The organism is Shimia aestuarii (genome assembly GCF_900114635.1).
Taxonomy (GTDB): domain Bacteria; phylum Pseudomonadota; class Alphaproteobacteria; order Rhodobacterales; family Rhodobacteraceae; genus Shimia; species Shimia aestuarii.
The window spans coordinates 32,340-51,776 of sequence record NZ_FOTQ01000004.1 but is presented as its reverse complement, the minus strand read 5'-3'; the positions used below and the strand labels follow the sequence as shown (position 1 = coordinate 51,776).

Here is a 19,437-nt window from a genome sequence, read left to right as displayed (position 1 = left end):
TTATACCTCGATTGTCTTGGGACGGCGGCGTTCGAACCACATCACGATCATCAGCCGCGTCACGTAGATCGCGGTAAAGACCGAGGTCAGAATGCCCAGCCCCAGCGTAATGGCAAAGCCGCGTACCGGGCCGGAGCCCACGGCAAACAGGATCACGGCGGTGATAAAGGTTGTGATATTGGCGTCCAGGATCGCGGAAAGCGCCTTTTCATAGCCAAGTTCGATGGCACGGGCCGGACCCTTGGCGGATTTGAGCTCTTCCCGGATACGCTCGAATACCAGCACGTTGGCGTCGACCGCCATACCGATGGTGAGCACGATCCCGGCGATCCCCGGTAGGGTCAGAGTGGCCCCGATGAGCGACAGCAAGCCAAAGATCAGGCCGACGTTCAGGATCAGGGCAATGTTGGCGAACACGCCAAAGGTGCCATAGCTGAGGAACATGAACACCAGCACGGCGGCAAAAGCCACGATACAGGCGATACGGCCCGCTTCGATGCTGTCCTGCCCCAGTTCCGGGCCGATGGTGCGTTCTTCGAGGAATTCCAGCCCCGCCGGAAGCGCACCGGCGCGCAACAGCACCGCGAGATTGGTCGATTCCTCGACCGAGAAGCGCCCGGTGATGATGCCGGACCCGCCCGAGATATGCGCTTGAATGACAGGCGCGCTCACCACTTCGCCATCCAGCACGATGGCAAAGGGCGACCCGATGTTTTCGGCGGTGTAGTTGCCGAACTTGCGCGCGCCCGTCGGGTTGAAACGGAATGATACAGCCGGAGACCCGTTCTGGTCGAACGCGGGCTGGGCATCGACCAGCTCTTCGCCGGTTACGACCGGTGCACTTTCGACCACGTAATATACGCCCTCTTCGTCCAGCGACGGGAACAGGTCATTGCCTGCGCCGGGGTTGGTGTCTGCGGTCGTCGAACGGCTGACCACCGGATGGAAGGTAAGCTGCGCCGTGGTGCCGATAATGTCCTTGAGTTCAGCGGCCGAGCCAATGCCCGGCACCTGGATCAGGATGCGATCCGCCCCCTGACGCTGGATCGTGGGTTCTCGGGTGCCGACCTCGTCGATCCGGCGGCGGATGATTTCCAGCGCTTGCTGCACGGTACGCTCGTCCGTGGCCAGTTTCTCGGCCTCAGAGAGTTCGACCACGATCACGTCACCGTCAGTCGAAACCTCGATGTCGGACTGCCCCGCCCCGGTGAGCGAGGTCACAGGCCGCGCAAGGCCGCGCACCAGAGAGGCGGCGCGCTGAATTTCTTCGGGCTTGGAAATCTTGACGCGCAATTGGTCGTTTTCGGACGGTTGCAGGCGGATCGTGCCGATCGTTGCACGCTCCTCGCGCAGCATGTCGCGGATTTCCGGCCACATGGTCTTGACGCGGGTTTCATACACATCCGCGACCTGCACCTCGGCCAACAGATGCGCGCCACCGCGCAAATCCAGCCCGAGATTGACCAGCGAAGACGGCAGGAAAGACGGCCACATCGCCGCCTGTTCCTCCAGCCCGTTGCCGCTATGGCCCAGCTCGATGGCCGCGACAGCGTCATTGCGCGCCTCGACCCTCTGATAAAACGCGTTGGGCATCGCCAGAAGCAGCCCCAACGCACATACGGACCAGATGAAAATCCGTTTCCAAAGGTCGATTTGCAGCATGATCGCGGCCCTGTCGTTGACTTAGCTGTTGGCAGCCGGTTCGGTCTTGCTCAGCACCTGGGCGATGGTGGCCTTGACCACGCGCACCTTGACGCCTTCGGAAATCTCGACCTCGATTTCGCCATCATCCTTGACCTTGACGACCTTGCCGATCACGCCACCCTGGGTGACGACCTGATCGCCGCGACGCAGCGCCTCGACCATCGCCTGATGTTCTTTCACTTTCTTCTGCTGTGGGCGGATAAGCAGGAAATACATGATCCCGAAGATCAGGATGAGGGGCAGAAACTGGCCAAATGCTTCCATTTTGGATGTCCTTTGTGTTGGCGGGGAACCCCCCGCGAAAGTCGCAGGGAACCTATGGGGCATTCACGCCAATGGCAAGGCGGGAAAAGAGCCGGAAATGCCCGCCATGCAACACCCGAGCGGGAATGGCGCTTTCCGGTGCTTACGATCCGTCAAAAAATCCGTCATAAGCTGCCCATCGAAGTGAATCACCCACCGCCCCCCAATGCATGAAGGACAGATGAGATGCATGACATTAAAGCGATCCGCGAGAACCCGGCCGCTTTCGACGCCGCCCTGACCCGCCGTGGGACAGAGGCCGTCTCGTCGTCCATCCTCGCGCTGGACGAAGAGCGCCGCGCTAAGATTGCCGCCGCCGAGACCGCGCAGTCCGAACAGAAGAAAGCCGCCAAGGAAGTGGGCGCCGCCAAGGCAAGCGGCAACGAGGCCGAGTTCGAGCGTCTGCGGGCACTGGTGGGCGAGAAAAAGGCCGAGGTCGCGGCGATGCAGGCCGAGGCCAAGGCGCTCGATCAGCAGCTGACCGACATGCTTATGGGCATCCCCAACCTGCCCTTTGCCGACACGCCCGAAGGCGCGGACGAAGAGGACAACGTGGAAATCCACCGCTGGGGCACCCCGCGCGAGTTCGATTTCGACGCGGTCGAGCATTACGAGCTGGCTGGCGTAAAACCCGGCATGGATTTTGAAACCGCCGCCAAGCTGTCGGGCGCGCGTTTTGTCGTGCTGTCGGGTGCCGTGGCGCGCATTCACCGCGCGCTGGCACAGTTCATGATCAACACCCATGTCGATGAAAACGGCCTGACCGAAACGTGGACGCCGGTGCTGGTGAAGCCCGAGATGATGTATGGCACCGGGCAATTGCCGAAATTCGGTGAAGACAGTTATGAAACCACCAATGGCTGGTGGCTGGTACCAACCGCTGAGGTGACGCTGACCAATATCGTCAACGGTGTCACGGTCGAGGAAAACTACCTGCCGCGCCGCTATGTCGCCCATACCCAGTGCTTCCGCTCCGAAGCGGGCAGCGCGGGCCGCGACACCTCGGGCATGTTGCGCCAGCACCAGTTCGAAAAGGTCGAGATGGTCTCGGTCACGCACCCTGAGAATTCGCGCGAAGAACTTGACCGCATGACCGGCTGCGCGCAAGGCATCCTTGAGAAACTTGGCCTGCCCTATCGCACCGTGGTGCTCTGCACCGGGGACATGGGTTTTGGCGCACAGCGCACGCATGACATCGAGGTCTGGTTGCCCGGTCAGGGCAAGTATCGCGAAATCAGCTCGGTGTCGGTCTGCGGCGATTTCCAGGCACGGCGCATGAATGCCCGCTTCAAACCGGCCGCCGGCGGCAAGCCGGAATTCGTGCACACGCTGAACGGTTCGGGCCTCGCCGTGGGGCGCTGCCTGATCGCGGTGCTGGAAAACGGTCAGCAGGCGGACGGCTCGGTCGTCTTGCCGGACGTTCTCGCCCCTTACCTTGGCGGCAAGACCACGCTAACCGCAGAGGGTACATTGACCTGAGCCAGGCGCCATCGTCCAAAAACACCAGGCCGTTCCGCTGGGGGCGGCCTATTTCTTGAGTATTTTTGGCAAAATGAAGAGCAGACCCGCCCCCTTCATTTTGCCGGAAATACTCCGGGGGTGAAGTTTGGAAATGCCTGCATTTTCAAACGAGGGGGCAGCGCCCCCCTGCCACCTTGCCTCACGCGACGGGCGTGGCTGTTGCCCCGCCAACCTGGGCCTTTGGAAACGGGACCAACCGTTGCTGATCCTCATCCCACAGCTTCAAGGAAAATGACCGCAGCGCCTCGGGCCACTTGATCGTCGGAAGGTCGTATTCTTCGCGGATCATCTGGTGGCATTTGCGCAGGTTGTAATGCGGGATGCGTGCGTTGAAATGGTGGATGTCATGATAGGCGATATTGGCCGAGATGATGTCCATCCAATGGCCGAGATCCAAGGCGGATGAGCCCTGAAGCGCGGCAATGCGCGGATCAAGATCCGGTTTGCGGTCCCAGTAAGTGTCTTCGAAGTTGTGCTGAAGATAGACCATGAACACACCAAGCATGCCGCCGAGAAACGAAGACAGGAACCAGATGAGCACGCCGACCCAGCCAAAAAGCGCATAGATGCCAAGCATGTACAATGCGATGGCAATGTTATGCAGGATCACGCTTGTCGCCATCTCCCCGGCGTTCTTGGGCCAGCGGTAGCGGATGAAATAGGTAAACAGGCTTCCTGCCGGGATCAGGATGAAAGGGTTGCGGTAAAACCGGTATTGCAACCGTTCCCAGAACCCGGCGGCGTTCCATTCCCGCAAGGTCATGGTGTGGATTTCCCCGGTTTCACGCGCTTCGAGATTACCCAAATGCGCGTGATGCAGGTTGTGATTGTGGCGCATGGCGGCATAGGGCGCGAAGGTCAGGAGCGAGAGCGCCTCGCCGGCCCAATCGTTGTGCCTGCGCGACTTGAACAGGGAGGCGTGACCGCAATCATGCTGCAAAACATAAAGACGCACCGCGGAGGCGCCATTGATCAGCATCATCGGGATCAGGATGAACCAGGCGTCGACATGCGTGATCGCAAGGTAGAGCGAGGCGAAATAAACGACAAATGTCGGAAAAAACGCAAGCGCTCCGATACGGTCGTCCTTCACGGTAAATGGCTTCAATCGTTCGCGAATTTCCATCGCCCTGCCCCCGGATACGTCAATTCTCGCTGGCCCGCCAATCCTGCAAGCCTGTCAAACAAATACGAAACCGATGCGTGACAGGATCACGCCTCGCTGCAGAATATAACGTCAAACCGGCGCTTGCCAAACCCCGGCGGTGCGAAAGCCTATTTTAGTCGGCGCTGCGCCCTTTGAGATGCTTGCGCAAGCGGCTGGGGGTCGACTTCTTGCGCCCCTTGTAAGGGTTCTTGTCACCCTGCCCCCGCATGGTGAGCCGGATTGGCGTGCCGGGCATTTCGAAATCCTCGCGCAAGCCGTTCACGAGATAGCGTGAGTAGCTGTCGGGCATCTTGTCGGGGTGTGAGCACATCACGACGAACCCCGGAGGGCGGGTCTTGGCCTGGGTCATGTAGCGCAGCTTGATGCGCTTGCCCTGCGGAGCGGGCGGCGGGTGCTGTTCAAGCATGCCCGCGAGCCAGCGGTTGAGCTGGGCGGTGGAGACGCGACGGTTCCACACGTCATAGGCGCGCAGGATCGCATCGTGCAGCCGTTCAAGCCCTCGGCCCGTCTTGGCCGATACGGTGATCAATGGCGCGCCGCGCAGCTGGGGCAGAAGGCGTTCAAAGGCCTCCTTCAAGTCTTTGAGTTTCTGCTGTTTTTCGTCCTCGATGTCCCACTTGTTCACGGCCACCACGACGGCGCGGCCTTCGCGTTCGGCGAGGTCGGCAATGCGCAGGTCCTGTTGTTCAAAGGGAATGGCCGCGTCCAGAAGCACCACCACGACCTCGGCGAACTTGACCGCGCGCAACCCGTCCGAGACCGAGAGCTTTTCCAGCTTGTCCTGAACCTTGGCCTTCTTACGCATACCCGCCGTGTCAAAAATCCGTACCGGGGTGCCTGACCAGTCGGTGCGCAGCGAGATCGCGTCGCGGGTGATCCCGGCCTCGGGCCCGGTCAAAAGACGATCCTCGCCGATAATCTTGTTGATCAGGGTGGATTTACCGGCGTTCGGGCGACCAACGACGGCAATCTGCATTGGCTTGTTGGGACTGATGCTGAGCGACGGGCGCGCGTCGAAATTGTCTTCGTCCTCGTCCTCCTCGTCGAGGTCGATATCCACTTCGACCTCTGGCGCGTGGCTTTCGGCGCGTTTGGCAAACTCGTCGGCCAGCGGCATCAGTTGCGTGTAAAGGTCGTTCAACCCTTCGCCATGTTCCGCAGACAGGCGGATCGGTTCCCCCAGTCCCAGCGACCAAGCTTCGATCACACCGGCATCCGCTGCCGCGCCTTCGCCCTTGTTGGCGGCAAGGATCACGTGGGCCGACCTTTTGCGCAGGATCTCGGCAAATATCATGTCGGTCGGTGTCACCCCGGCGCGGGCGTCGATCATGAAAAGGCAGATATCGGCCATGTCCACGGCGCGTTCTGTCAGGCGCCGCATGCGGCCCTGAAGGCTGTCATCGTTGGCATCTTCGAGTCCAGCGGTATCGATCACGGTGAATCTCAGATCACCCAGCCGCGCCTCGCCCTCGCGCAGGTCGCGCGTGACGCCGGGCTGATCGTCGACCAACGCCAGTTTTTTGCCGACAAGGCGGTTGAACAGGGTGGATTTGCCCACATTGGGCCGCCCCACGATGGCGAGTGTGAAACTCATGTCCGAAACTCCGAAACGCTCGAAGACGCTTCGTTACAGCATTTGTGCGTCAACGGAAAGCGTGCAATTCGCCCTTGCTGCCGACGACATAAAGAACACCGCCCGCGACCACCGGGTTGGTGGTGGCACCGCCGGGAATCTCGGTGCTGTAGAGCAAAGCGCCGGATTTCGGGTCAAACATCCGCAGCAGGCCGTCAGATGACGCGACGGCCAGATGTCCCCCCGCAAGCACCGGCCCGTAATGCGCAAAAATGCGCGACTGTTTCTTGGGCTTGTCCTTGACGAACAGCGGCAGGTCCTGGGACCAGATCACGGTGCCGTCCGATGCGTTGATCCGCACCAGCGTATTGCGTTCGCTGACAAGGAAGAGCGACCCGCCCGCCGGAAAGACCGGGCTGAGCGCGCCTTCGCTCGCCGTCCACAGGCGGTTGCCGGTATCCACGTCCAGCGCGACAAGCCGCCCGGAGTGGTTGGACACATAAACCGTGTTGCCCACGATCACGGGGTCGCCCGAGAGATCGCCGACGGTATTGATGGCACGACCCGCGCGCTGACCCGAGATGCTGACATTCCAGCGCCCGACGCCGCCACGGCGGAAGGCCGCCTGCACTTCACCCGATCCGTAGGCAAAGATCGCAAGCCGGTCGTTGATGGCCGGGGCCGAGGGGCTCTGGACGTTCTGCACATCCGGGAGCGACAGCAACTGCCATTCGACCTTGCCGGTATTCTTGTTAATCGCCCAACCGGTGGAATCGCCGGACACGGCGTATACGAGGTCGCCATAAACGGTCGGGGTCCCGCTACCGACGGCCTCGAACCGCTGCTCCCAGAGATCGTTGCCGGTGCGGGCGTCAAAGGCGCGCAGGCTGCCGAACCCGGTGGTCACAAACAGCTTGCCCCCCTCGAAGGCGATACCGCCGGTCGAGGCTTCGCCCGGCTTGTCGCGCGCGGTGGCAAGGTCGCGAGTCCAGAGTGTTTGGCCGCTCAGCGATGTCGCCGTGAGAGTCGATTCGGAATCGACCGTGTAGATGCGCCCGTCGCCGACAACCGGATCGGCCGTGATCCGGGTCTTGCGGGACTCGCCCTTGCCAATGGGCGCCGACCACGCCAGCACCGGCGTCGGCGACAGGGCGGCGTGGGCCACACGATACTTCGGGGTGCCAATCCGGTGGGTCCAGCTGGCATTGCGCGTCTGTTTCGGCAGGCTGATCGCGGGGGCAGCGTTCTGGATTTCTTCTTCTGCCGGGCGCAGATCTTCACGTTCACCGGGAAGAATGCGCTCGGGTTCCGAACAGGCTGTCAGAACGGCCATGCCGACCGTCGCCATGATCAAGATCTTGCTATTCACCGCTCCGGCCCCCACCAGACTTGTTCTATTGGTCGGCAGCCGCGCCTGTTGTACCGGCAAGCGTCCCGCCCAGTGACACAATCAACTGAGATGCGCGCTGACGCAAGCCCGCAGACACGTTCGCATCGGCGATAATGGCATTCAGGCGTGAAATCGCTTCTTCCGTTTTACCTTCTTCGATATCGGCCATGGCCAGTTGTTCCTGTGCCAGAAGGGCCAGCGGCATGCCCGGAGCGGCCATGGCTTCGAGCGCGACGCGGCGGTCGGCCATCGGCATGTCGGACCCACGAGCGAGGATCGCCTTGAAGGCGGCGATCTGGCGATAGATTTCGGGCACATCGCCACCGGCGCTGGCAATTCCGTCCAGCGTGGCAGCGGCGCCGGCGGAATCTCCGTCGGTGACCTGATGGGTTGCCAGCAGGAAGTCGGCAATGATCTGCGCCTGAGGCGAGGCGATATCGGCCTCTTTCAGGGCGGCGATGCGGGCGGCGTCGTCATTGGCCTCGATCGCGGCGAGGAGCGCATCCCCTGTCGCCTCGGCGGCAGCGCGGGCCTGGGCCTTGTTCCATTCGTTCCAGGCCGCGGCCCCCACGATCAGAACAATCACCACAACCGCGATCCAGCCATAACGGCGGATCATCGCAAAAAGCCGGTCGCGGCGGACCTCTTCGGTGACTTCCTCGATGAAACTGTCGGTATCGCTCACGCCCGCTCTCCCTTTGATTTGCCCCCTCTTATCGCGTTGTTCCGGGACTGCCAAGTCATCGCGGGCCTGCCCCGGAGTGTGGCAAAGACGCGACAAGTTGACTTGCAGACAAGGGGCGAGGGCCATAAACTGAACAGATCGGTTCAGAAATTGACCCTGGGCGCTTGTTTCTTCCGTCTGGCACGCCAATATGTCAGCCCAACACGCGCGAAATTTGCAAGGACGTACATCATGCGCTTGATTCCGGCTTTGACCGCAATCCTCGTGACAGTTTTTCTCTTTTTGATTGTGGTCGAAAGAGACCACCTGCTTGCCTTTGCTTCAGGCGGGGGCACCAAGGATGCCGCCACCACCACGCAGGATGGCGATACCGGCGCAGATCCGGCCACGTTGGCGGCACAGGAGAATGTCGTGCGCGTCGTGGCCATTCATTCCAAGGCACAGATGATCGACAGCGCCGTTGTGCTGCGCGGCCAGACCGAGGCCGACCGACAGGTCGAGATGCGGGCCGAAACATCGGCCCAGATCGTGTCTAACCCATTGCGCCGAGGCGCGCATGTCAAGGAAGGTCAAGAGCTGTGCCGTTTGGACAGAGGCACGCGAGAGGCCGTTCTGGCCGAAGCAAAAGCGCGGTTGGCGGAAGCCAATGCGCGCGTTCCATCGGCACAGGCTGCCCAGATCGAGGCGAGCGCCCGGCTTGAGGAAGCGCTGATCAACGACAACGCAGCGCGAAAGCTCTCCGAAGGCGGCTATGCCTCTGAAACCCGCGTGGCCTCGGCCCGCGCCGCGGTGCGGTCCGCAGAGGCGGCAGTGCAATCGGCCAAGGCAAACCTTGAATCAACGTTGGCGGGGATCGAATCCGCACAGGCGCTGGTGGCTGCGGCGGAACGCGAGATGGAACGTCTGTCGATCACCGCCCCCTTTGACGGCCTGCTGGAATCCGATACCGCGGAACTCGGCAGCCTGATGCAGGCGGGCAGCGTCTGTGCCACGGTGATCCGTCTGGACCCGATCAAGGTCGTGGGCTTCGTGCCGGAAACCGAGGTCAACCGCGTCAAGCTTGGCGCACTGGCCGGGGCGCGGCTGACCACGGGTCAGCAGGTCGCCGGACAGGTGACATTCCTGTCGCGCTCGGCCGATCCTCTGACCCGGACCTTCCGGGTCGAGGTGGATGTACCCAACCCCGATCTCAACATCCGGGACGGTCAGACGGCGGAAATCCTGATTGCCTCGGACGGCGCGAATGCCCACCGCATTCCGCAATCCGCCCTTACGCTGAACGATCATGGCACGCTGGGGGTACGCCTTGTGGGGGCCGAGAATATCGTTGCCTTCAATGCCGTCACCCTGCTGCGTGATGCGCCCGAGGGCGTCTGGGTCGAGGGCCTGCCTGATGAGGCCGACATCATCATCATCGGTCAGGAATATGTCGAGGAAGGCGTGCGTGTCCTTCCGGTGTTCGAGGAGCCCGCCTGATGATCGGTATCGTCGACTGGGCCGCCAGCCGGGCCCGCATGGTCATGGCCTTTATCCTCCTATCGCTTGCGGTGGGGGGATATGCCTATTGGGGCCTGCCCAAGGAAGGCGAGCCGGACATCCAGATCCCGGGCCTCTTCGTATCGGTCCCCTTCCCCGGCATCTCGGCCAATGATTCCGAAACCATGCTGGTCAAACCGATGGAGACCGAGCTTTCGGACATTGACGGGCTGAAAAAGATGTCGGCCACGGCGGCAGAGGGCTATGCCGGGATCTTTCTCGAATTCGAATTCGGCTGGGACAAATCCCGCGTGATGGCGGACGTACGCGAGGCGATGAACACCGCCGAGGGCAAGTTCCCGGACGGGTTCGAGAAATACTCGATTAACGAGATCAATTTTTCCGAATTTCCGATCATTATCGTCAACCTGACCGGCGACGTGCCGGAACGCACCATGTTCCGCATCGCCAAGTCCTTGCAAGACAAGCTGGAATCGCTGGACGCGGTGCTGGAAGCCGGGATCGCGGGCAACCGGGACGAGATGGTCGAAGTGGTGATCGACCCGCTGCGCCTTGAAAGCTACAACGTGACGGCAACCGAGCTGATCAATGTCGTGGTCAACAACAACCAGCTGATCGCGGCAGGCGAGGTAGACTCGGCGCAAGGCTCGTTCGCGGTCAAGATCCCGTCCAGCTTTGACAAGCCGCGCGACATCTACGACCTTCCGGTCAAGACCAATGGCGACCGGGTTGTCACGCTGGGCGATCTGGCCGAGATCAACCTCACCTTCGAAGACCGCGCCGGAACCGCGCGGTTCAATGGTGAAAACACGGTTGCCCTGCAGGTGGTCAAACGCAAGGGGTTCAACCTGATCGACACGGCGCAGCTGGTCAAGGAAGTGGTCGCCGCCGAAGAGGCCGACTGGCCGGATGAGCTGCGCGCTGCCGTAGAGGTGGGAACCTCGAACGACCAGAGCCGCGTTGTCGGCTCGATGGTGAGCCAGCTTGAGGGTTCGGTTCTGACCGCGATTGCGCTGGTGATGATCGTGGTGCTGGCCGCGCTTGGCACACGTGCGGCGCTTTTGGTGGGCTTTGCGATCCCGACGTCCTTCCTGTTGTGCTTTGCCCTTCTGGCGATGATGGAGGTGACGATTTCGAACATCGTGATGTTCGGCCTGATCCTTGCCGTGGGGATGCTTGTCGACGGCGCAATAGTGGTTGTCGAATATGCCGACAAGCGCATCAACGAGGGCATCGGCCCAATGCATGCCTATGTCGAGGCCGCAAAGCGCATGTTTTGGCCGATCGTCTCGTCGACCGCGACGACGCTGTGTGCCTTCCTGCCGATGCTGTTCTGGCCGGGTGTGCCCGGCGAGTTCATGGGCATGCTGCCGGTCACGCTGATCTTCGTGCTGTCGGCCTCGCTGGTGGTGGCGCTGATCTACCTGCCGGTGATGGGCGGCGTGTCAGGGCGGCTCAGCCGCCTGTTCCATCGCGCCTCCGAAGGGCTGCGGGCCCGTACGCCCTATTGGCTGCGCGCGTTGCTTGTGCCGCCGTCTCTGTACCTGATCTTTGTCGGTGCCATGCAGACCCTGAACCCCGCCTACCTGCTTGGTGACGGGGCGCCCCAAGGCGGGCTTATGGCCTTCTTGCCCGGGTTCATCCTATTCATGGCCGGGGCCTTTGCCGCGTCGATCACGCTGGATGCGGCGCGTATCGAGCGCAAGCGCAAGACGGTCAAGGCGGGTTTCCGCCTGACCCCGTTCGGCTGGTTCATCAAGCTGATCGCGGGCAACCCGATCATGCCTCTGGTCAGCATTGGCGCTGTGATCGCGGTAGTGATCGCGGTGTTCGGCTACTTTGGTGAAAACAACAAGGGTGTCGAGTTCTTCGTGGAATCCGAACCCGAGCAGGCCATCGTCTATGTCAAGGCGCGCGGAAACCTGTCGCTGGAGCAGAAAGACCGGCTTGTCAGCCAGGCGGAAGCGGTCGTGCTGGCCCATCCCGGTGTGAAGACGGCCTTTGCATTTGCCGGCGAAGGGGGGCTTGATTCCAACACCGGCGGGGCGCAGGCGCCCAAGGACATGATCGGGCAGATCCAGCTTGAGACGATCCCGTGGGAAGACCGCCCCGACGTGCATGAGCCGTGGTTCACGATCCCGATCCTGAACTACACTGTGACCCGTGCCATCAAGGATGAACGCTGGGACGGGAACACGGTTCTGGATGAGCTGACGGTCGAGCTCGACAAGATTGCCGGTGTGCAGATCGAGATCCTCGAAGCGTCGCGCGGCCCGGCCTCGGCCAAGCCTGTGCACCTAAGGGTCAAGGGCGACAACTGGGAAGACCTCCTTGCCGCGGCCACGATTGCGCGGGAAAAGATGGATGCCACCCCGGGGCTGACCCTGATCGAAGACACGCGCCCCCTGCCCGGCATCGACTGGGAAATAAACGTGGACGTGGCCAAGGCCGGCCGCTATGGCGCGGATGTGCGCACCGTGGGGGCGATGGTGCAGCTCGTGACGCGCGGCATCCTGCTTGACACGATGCGGGTCGACAGTTCGGACGAAGAAATCGAGATCCGCGTGCGCCTGCCAGAAAGTGATCGGGTGCTGAGCACGCTCGATACGCTCAAAGTGCGCACCACCGAAGGGCTGGTGCCCCTGTCCAACTTCATCACCCGCGAACCGGTCGAAAAGCTGGCAGAGATCAACCGCGTGGACCAGACCCGTTACTTTGACGTCAAAGCCGGGATCGAAAGTGGCATGATGGTGCTGCACAACGCCGAAACCGGCGAACGCGAGGTGCTGTCTGCCGAGAGCTGGAACAACGACACCGCGCTTCAGGAAGACTGGCGCGCCAAGGGGTTCAAAGCCACGGTGCTGACCCCGAACGAGCGGATCGCCACCCTGACCGAATGGCTTGAAACCGATCCGTTCCCGCGCGGCATCGACTTTGAATGGACCGGGGATCAGGAAGACGAGGCCGAAAGTCAGGCCTTCCTGCAAACCGCCTTTGCCGGGGCGCTGGGGCTGATGTTCATCATCCTGCTGGCGCAGTTCAACAGTGTCTACAACTCGGTGCTGGTGCTTTTGGCGGTGGTCTTGTCCACGACGGGGGTTCTGATCGGGATGCTGGTCATGGACCAGGCGTTTTCGATCATCATGACAGGCACCGGGATCGTGGCGCTGGCTGGGATCGTGGTGAACAACAACATTGTTCTGATCGACACCTATCAGGAATACAGCCAGTACATGCCGCGCATCGAGGCGATCGTGCGCACGGCACAGAGCCGCATTCGCCCTGTTCTGCTGACCACGATCACGACGATGGCGGGCCTCGCCCCGATGATGTTCGGCCTGTCGCTGGACTTTATCAATGGCGGCTATTCGATCGACTCGCCTACTTCACTTTGGTGGAAACAGCTTGCTACGGCGGTGGTCTTTGGCCTTGGGATCGCGACGGTTCTAACGCTGGTCTTCACGCCGTCCATGTTGGCGCTCAGGGTCTGGGCGAGCACATATTTCCGCTGGCTGATGATGCTGTTGGCACGGCTCTCGTTTGGGCGCACCAGCAAGGCAGGTCAGGATTGGGCGCTGCGGCGCGCGGCGCGCAAGCTCAGAGGGCCTGTCATCATCTGGGACGACACCCCTGCCCCGGAGAAGACGCCTGAGGCCGAGGACAGCGCCGAGGGTGAAAATGAAAGCCCCCGGACACCGAATGCGCCGGACGCCTTGCGGGCGGCGGAATAAGCGCCGTGTTCAGCGGTCTGCGCGGGCGATAACCACGCGCAGACCGGGACGCAAAACGCCTTTGGGATTGGGGAATTCGATGATCAGGATGCCTTCACCGGTTTCCCGGTTGATATCGTTGCCGATGCCGCTGAGGTGGCCCATTTCTTGATATGGCGTGCCATCAGGAAGCGACAAGGCAACAGGAATGCGCCGCAGCTCCTCGGCCGAATAGGTCCCGCGTTTCAGTTCGCGCAGTACCCATTCCAGATCGACCGCCACGCGCACATCGATTGGATCAAGCTGAGCGATGGTGGCGATGGAGCCGCTTTCGACCACATTGAAATTTGCCCGCTCGTTGAGCCGTGGCGCGGAAATCATGCCATCTGCCGGTGCCGTCAATCGCGTCGCTGCAAGCTCGGCTTCGGCGCGTTTGACATCAATTTCCGCGGTCTTGACCAAGAGCCTCGCAGCCTCGACAGCAAACTCGGCATCCAGATAGCTCGCCTCTGCAACCGCTTCGCGTTCGCGCAGTTCCTGCATCCGTTCCAGATCATCTTCAAGCTGCTGCAACTCGGCCCGTTGGATATCCAATAGCGACTGAACTCGCTCAAGTTCCAGACGCCGGAAGTCGTCCACGAGTTCCACCAGCAGATCACCCTTGGCCACGATGTCGCCTTCGACGAAATGCAGTTTTTCAATCTGCCCATCGATCACGGGTGCGATGTCCCAGCTGCGCGTGGGTGTGACATAGCCGGTGCCCCTGGCGACCCTCTCCTCGGCCTGCAACATTACAGGCAGGACGGCCGCGCAAAGTGCAGTTATGGCCGTCATTCGTTTCAGTTTGGAGATCACAGTTATTCGCCCCGCTGCGCCCATCTTGGCGCAAGCTTGCCGCGATACGCACTTTCAGACAAGCCTGTCGTCTGACCAAAGCATTGACAATGCCAACAGTTTCCCCCTCCTTTCTCAGAAAAGGAGTGTGAAATGCCCTGGCCCGCCAATTCCGGCACGACCGATAGCGACCGCAAATCTTGGCGCGACAGATATGGCAAAAGCGATGCAGAGGCCGGGATCGAAACCACCGAGAATTTCGAACCCTTCTCGCAGCGCAACGACCTGTTTACCCGCGCCTTCTGGGACCCGGAAGTGCGCAGCAAGCAGACCGCCGCGTTCTTTGAGAGTTACCGGATGAAGGCCAGCTATCGCAAAGGGGATGGGTTCCGACAAAAGGACTTTGCCCTGCGCAACGCAAGCTGGCTGATCTCGGACATCATCTCGAACCGCAGCGCCACCGAAGGGCGAAGGGAAGGATTCCAAGCCCCGATCGCCTGTGACACGCCCGTGGCCGAGGTGCGCGAAGAGATCGACGATCCGGCCGCAATGAGCGCCGAGATCAAGCGGATCGCGCGGTTCTTTGGTGCGGATCTGGCCGGGGTGACGGAGTTGGACCCGCGCTGGCTATATGCGACGCGGGTGGATGTACGCGATTTCTCAGAGGCCGAGAACACGCTTCCCGAAGGCATGAGTAGCGTGATCGTGCTTGGTCACCAGATGGACAAGGAACTGGTCGCAACCTACCCTTCGGCGCTGGCGGGGGCCGCGACAGGGCGGGAATACAGCCACGAAGCGGCCATCGTGATCCAGCTTGCCGCCTATATCCGCAATCTCGGTTACGAGGCGGTGCCGTCGATGAATGACACCGGGCTGGTGATCCCCTATGCGGTCAAAGCGGGATTGGGCGAATATGCCCGCAACCAGATGGTGATCACACCGGAGTTCGGCCCGCGCCTGCGATTTTCCAAGATTTTCACCAATCTGCCGCTGGCTCATGACACGCCCAAACGCCCCGGTGTGGCCAGGTTCTGTGACATCTGCACCGCCTGCGCGGATGCCTGCCCGGCCAAGGCGCTGCCGTTGGGGCCGCCCGAGGAAAGCCCGCTCGACGATGTCTCGGCCATTCGTGGCGTGCGCAAGTGGACCTCGGACGCCAAGGCCTGTTTCGGCTATTGGGCCAAGCTGCAGTCGGACTGTGCGATCTGTATGCGGGTCTGCCCGTTCAACCGCGATTTCGAGACATGGCGGGACCGGCTCTGGCTGCGCGTGGCCCTGTCGCGGTTTCGCAAATGGGCGCTTTGGTGGGATGCGCGCTCAGACCGCGCCACGCGGTTGAAGCCCAAGGATTGGTGGAACAGCGCCCAAGGGCGCTGAACACGCCAAGGCCTAGGCTGCTGCCGCGTCATCATCCGACGCCTGCCGCTGCCAGAGCTGGGCATAGCGCCCGCCCCTGTCCAGAAGCTCGGTATGGGTGCCGCGTTCCTTGATCACGCCCTGTTCCAGAACGATGATCTGGTCCGCCTCGGCAATGGTCGAAAGACGGTGCGCGATGGTGATCACCGTACGCCCCTGCCCGGCCCGTGCCAGCGCGCCCTTGATCTCCTGTTCGGTTTCGGTGTCGAGCGCCGAGGTTGCCTCGTCCAGCAACAGGAGCGGCGGGTTCTTGAGCAGTGTGCGGGCAATGCCGACGCGCTGTTTCTCACCCCCCGAGAGTTTCAGCCCCCGTTCGCCGACCATCGTGTCATAGCCTTCGGGCAGGCTTTCGATGAAGTCGTGGATCTGGGCTGCTCGCGCCGCCTCGACGATCTCGGAATGGCTGGCCCCGTCGCGTCCATAGGCGATATTGTAGCGGATCGTGTCGTTGAACAGCACGGTGTCCTGAGGCACCACGCCGATGGCGTCATGCAGGCTCTCTTGCGTCACGTCGCGCACATCCTGACCATCAATGCGCAGTGCCCCGCCGTTGACATCATAAAAGCGGAACAGGAGCCGCCCGATGGTCGATTTGCCTGACCCCGACGCCCCAACGATGGCCACGGTCTGACCACCCGGCACCTCAAGGCTGACCCCGTGCAGGATCGGGCGCTCTTTTTCATAGCCAAACGCGACCGCATCCAGTTCGATCCGCCCCTCTGTCACAGACAGCGGCTTGGCATCGGGCTTGTCCGAAACCTCGGCGGGTTGTTCGAGAAGGTCAAACATTTCCCCCATGTCCACAAGGCTTTGGCGGATTTCACGATAGACCGTGCCAAGGAAGTTCAAGGGCATGGTGATCTGGATCATGTAGGCGTTGACCATGACGAAATCGCCCACGGTCAGGGTACCGTTCTGCACACCAATCGCGGCCAGAACCATGACCCCGACAAGGCCGGAGGTGATCAGCAGGGACTGTCCGAAATTCAGGAATGCCAACGAATAGGACGTTTTGAGCGCAGCGCGTTCATAGCCCTGCATGGCCGCGTCATAGCGGGCGGCCTCACGCTTTTCGGCACCAAAATACTTGACCGTTTCAAAGTTCAGCAGGCTGTCGATGGCCTTCTGGTTGGCATCCGTGTCCTGATCATTCATCTCGCGGCGCAGTTTCACGCGCCATTCGGTGACCTTGAAGGTGAACCAGACATAGGCCGCAATCGTCACTGCCACCACCACGAGATACCAGACATCGAACAGCCAGAAGAGCACGGCCGCGATCAGCAATAGCTCCAGCACCAGAGGCCCGATCGAGAACAACAGGAAGCGCAACAGGAATTCTACACCCTTCACGCCGCGTTCGATGATGCGGGACAGCCCCCCGGTCTTGCGGGTGATATGATAGCGCATCGACAGGCGGTGAATGTGTTCAAAGGTCTGCAGCGCCAGCGTGCGCAGCGCGCGCTGCGCCACCTTGGCAAAGATCGCATCGCGCAACTGCTGAAACCCGTTGGTCATCAGCCGCGCCATGCCATAGGCCACGGTCAGCCCGACGGCCCCAAGCGCGAGCGGCGGTACGCCCTCGCCCGCCAAAGCATCAACGGCGGCCTTGTAGAGCATCGGCGTGCCCACGGCGATCAACTTGGAGGCCAGCAGCGCGACCAGCGCCAGTACGACGCGGATTTTGACCCAGTTCTGGTCCTCGGGCCAGAGATAGGGCGCAACCCGGCGTATCGTGCGCCAACCAGAGCGCTGTTCGTTGCGCGCAAGTTCCTCTTCAGAGGCCGTATGCCACTTTGTCATGCTGCCATTCCCGGTTGCTGGTCGCTAAGACCTAATATCTGCAATCGGAAACTACCACCCTTCACGAGACAACAAATCAGTCCCGCACAGGCACTTCGAAAATCTGTCCCGGATAGATCAGGTCCGGGTCGCGGATCTGGTCCTTGTTGGCCTCGTGAACATGCACGAAATGCACGCCGCTTCCGTAATGCTCGGTGGCAATGGCCCAGAGCGTGAAGCCCGGCTGAACGGTGACAAGCTTGACGCTTGCGGCCGCGGGTTCAGGATCGGCCGGTTGTTCCGGCGCGGACACTGGCGTCGGAGTCGGTGTTGCTTGGGCCGTTTCTTCCGAAGTTTCCGTCTCTGCGGCTACCACGACCGTGCTGTCGCTCGATGCCACCTCTTCCGACGCTGTTTCGGTCGAAGAGGCTTCTGCGGTTTGCCGCGGTGCGGGATCCGGCTTTGCCGCCGGGACGGTTTCCGCCGTCTCATGCGGTTCTGCGCCTGTCGTGTCCGCCGGAATAGCGTCGGCAGTTTGTGTCGGCGCGGTTTCCTGAGTTTGGTCCGTGACAGTTTCTGCCGTCTGCTCGGGTTCGCTCGCCCCGCTCTCATGCGCGGCGGGGGGCTCCGCTTCCACTGACGGGGCCTCGGTCTCTGCAACAGGCTCCGGCTTGGCCTTGGGCGCAAGGGCCGCCAGGACTTTTTCCTGTGTCTCACGCTGGAACGGGATCTCGACTCGCGACATCACTCTTCCGGCCTCATCAACTTCGTCGACCCGCATCTGATACAGACCGGGGTCGACATCGGTCAGCAGGACTTGCCATTGACCGGCCTTCGAAATCGCAACTTCGTCGGCCAGTTCGTTGTCGAGATACAGGCGAACAAACTTGTTTGCCTGTCCCCGCCCCGAGACCGCGACGTCTCCGGTTTCGGAATAGCTGATTCCGTCGATGCTGACCGCTTGCAGCACTTCGGGGGCGTCGGTTTCAGGGGCCGCCGGTTGCACGACGCGGACGCCATCCTCATCCGCCACCAGCACCGCCGGGGCGCGTTTGGGCGCGGAGTCTTCGATCTCTGCCTTGGCCAGTTCGGTCTCCGTCACCTCTTCCTGTTCCTGAGCCGTATCCGAGGCGGTTTCCGTAGCGGTCTCTGTGGTCTCAGAAGTGGCGGGCGCCTCCGCTTCGGCCACTACAACAGGGGCCTCGTCCACGTCCGGCGCAGCTGGCGCTGCGGGGGTTGGGATCACCGGGGCGATGATAAAGCTGGCGTCTGAAAGGAGGTCGCCTTCGTCGCGCCGCTGCACCAGGGTCAGCACACGCGGTTGCGGGCTGGGTTCGATCACGAGAAGGCTTGCGAACTTTCCTGCTGCATCCGCGGACGCCTGCGCCACCTCGTCCCCATCCAGAAGAATGCCAATCAGCGCCCCCGGTGCGGCACGACCGGCGATCACGGTGTTGCCATCGCCATCCACGCGCACCACATCAAAGGCGGGCAGGATTGGCGCGGCTGCCTTATCCGCCTCGACAGGTGTGGTCTCGGCCTCTGCGGTCGCCTCTTCGACGACAACAGCGGTGTCTTCGGAAGCCGGGGCCTCGGTGGTTTCCGTCGGCGTTTCCGGTGCGGGCGCAGGCGCGGCAGGCTTGGGCTCTGCTGCGGGCTGCGGTTCTGCCTTGGGCTCGGGCGTGCTTGGTGCCACGGCCACAGCGGGTTCCGATGCTGGCGGGTCCTGAGGCTCGGGTTGTCTGAAAACGCCGCTGGCGACAACCGCCACGCCAATCACAACGGCCCCACCGCCCACAAGGGCTGCATTTCCCCCCAGAAGAGATGCTAGTTTGCTCATCGCCGATTATCCCCCGA

13 protein-coding genes are annotated in these 19,437 nt (G+C 61.8%); 4 read left to right on the top strand and 9 right to left on the bottom strand.

All coding sequences use genetic code 11. The features are described 5' to 3' along the window. Complete coding sequence (gene secD, locus BMZ35_RS11220) at nucleotides 1–1,662, bottom strand: protein translocase subunit SecD (protein WP_093093953.1); 1,662 nt, start codon at nucleotides 1,660–1,662, stop codon at nucleotides 1–3. A 21-nt stretch (nucleotides 1,663–1,683) separates the two neighbouring features. After that, nucleotides 1,684–1,968: a preprotein translocase subunit YajC gene (gene yajC / locus BMZ35_RS11215; protein ID WP_093093952.1), complete on the bottom strand. Its 285-nt coding sequence runs from the start codon at nucleotides 1,966–1,968 to the stop codon at nucleotides 1,684–1,686. Nucleotides 1,969–2,193: 225 nt separating this feature from the next. Between yajC and serS the strand changes: the two genes are divergently transcribed. Next, a complete protein-coding gene (gene serS / locus BMZ35_RS11210; protein ID WP_093093951.1) occupies nucleotides 2,194–3,486 on the top strand; it encodes a serine--tRNA ligase in 1,293 nt (430 codons plus the stop codon). Nucleotides 3,487–3,667: 181 nt separating this feature from the next. Here serS and BMZ35_RS11205 read toward each other — a convergent pair whose 3' ends face one another. The 4 genes from BMZ35_RS11205 to BMZ35_RS11190 form a co-directional block, all read right to left on the bottom strand. Continuing rightward, nucleotides 3,668–4,654 (bottom strand): fatty acid desaturase, encoded by a 987-nt coding sequence (locus BMZ35_RS11205; RefSeq protein WP_093093950.1) that lies wholly within the window; start codon nucleotides 4,652–4,654, stop codon nucleotides 3,668–3,670. 154 nt (nucleotides 4,655–4,808) lie between these two features. Then, on the bottom strand, nucleotides 4,809–6,290 hold the full coding sequence (der, locus tag BMZ35_RS11200; protein ID WP_093093949.1) for a ribosome biogenesis GTPase Der: 1,482 nt from the start codon (nucleotides 6,288–6,290) through the stop codon (nucleotides 4,809–4,811). A 49-nt stretch (nucleotides 6,291–6,339) separates the two neighbouring features. Beyond that, on the bottom strand, nucleotides 6,340–7,638 hold the full coding sequence (locus tag BMZ35_RS11195; protein ID WP_242654770.1) for a PQQ-like beta-propeller repeat protein: 1,299 nt from the start codon (nucleotides 7,636–7,638) through the stop codon (nucleotides 6,340–6,342). Nucleotides 7,639–7,663: 25 nt separating this feature from the next. Beyond that, a complete protein-coding gene (locus tag BMZ35_RS11190) occupies nucleotides 7,664–8,344 on the bottom strand; it encodes a DUF2659 family protein (protein WP_093093947.1) in 681 nt (226 codons plus the stop codon). A 231-nt stretch (nucleotides 8,345–8,575) separates the two neighbouring features. Here BMZ35_RS11190 and BMZ35_RS11185 point away from each other — a divergent pair, with 231 nt between their 5' ends. Together BMZ35_RS11185 and BMZ35_RS11180 are read left to right on the top strand one after the other, a co-directional pair. Then, nucleotides 8,576–9,820 carry an efflux RND transporter periplasmic adaptor subunit gene (locus BMZ35_RS11185; protein ID WP_093093946.1) on the top strand — a complete coding sequence of 415 codons (1,245 nt, stop codon included), beginning with the start codon at nucleotides 8,576–8,578 and terminating at the stop codon, nucleotides 9,818–9,820. Then, entirely contained in the window at nucleotides 9,820–13,572 is a 3,753-nt protein-coding gene (locus BMZ35_RS11180; protein ID WP_093093945.1) for an efflux RND transporter permease subunit, read from the top strand. The genes BMZ35_RS11185 and BMZ35_RS11180 overlap by 1 nt, the downstream gene beginning before the upstream one ends. A gap of 9 nt (nucleotides 13,573–13,581) precedes the next feature. Here BMZ35_RS11180 and BMZ35_RS11175 read toward each other — a convergent pair whose 3' ends face one another. Continuing rightward, complete coding sequence (locus BMZ35_RS11175; RefSeq protein WP_165610060.1) at nucleotides 13,582–14,385, bottom strand: efflux RND transporter periplasmic adaptor subunit; 804 nt, start codon at nucleotides 14,383–14,385, stop codon at nucleotides 13,582–13,584. Nucleotides 14,386–14,538: 153 nt separating this feature from the next. Between BMZ35_RS11175 and BMZ35_RS11170 the strand changes: the two genes are divergently transcribed. Beyond that, nucleotides 14,539–15,762 carry a 4Fe-4S double cluster binding domain-containing protein gene (locus tag BMZ35_RS11170; protein WP_093093943.1) on the top strand — a complete coding sequence of 408 codons (1,224 nt, stop codon included), beginning with the start codon at nucleotides 14,539–14,541 and terminating at the stop codon, nucleotides 15,760–15,762. 12 nt (nucleotides 15,763–15,774) lie between these two features. On the opposite strand, the gene BMZ35_RS11165 is transcribed toward BMZ35_RS11170, so the two are convergent. Then, complete coding sequence (locus BMZ35_RS11165; RefSeq protein ID WP_093093942.1) at nucleotides 15,775–17,601, bottom strand: ABCB family ABC transporter ATP-binding protein/permease; 1,827 nt, start codon at nucleotides 17,599–17,601, stop codon at nucleotides 15,775–15,777. Nucleotides 17,602–17,677: 76 nt separating this feature from the next. Continuing rightward, entirely contained in the window at nucleotides 17,678–19,420 is a 1,743-nt protein-coding gene (locus BMZ35_RS21110) for a LysM peptidoglycan-binding domain-containing protein (RefSeq protein WP_131814365.1), read from the bottom strand. Nucleotides 19,421–19,437: the final 17 nt, after the last annotated feature.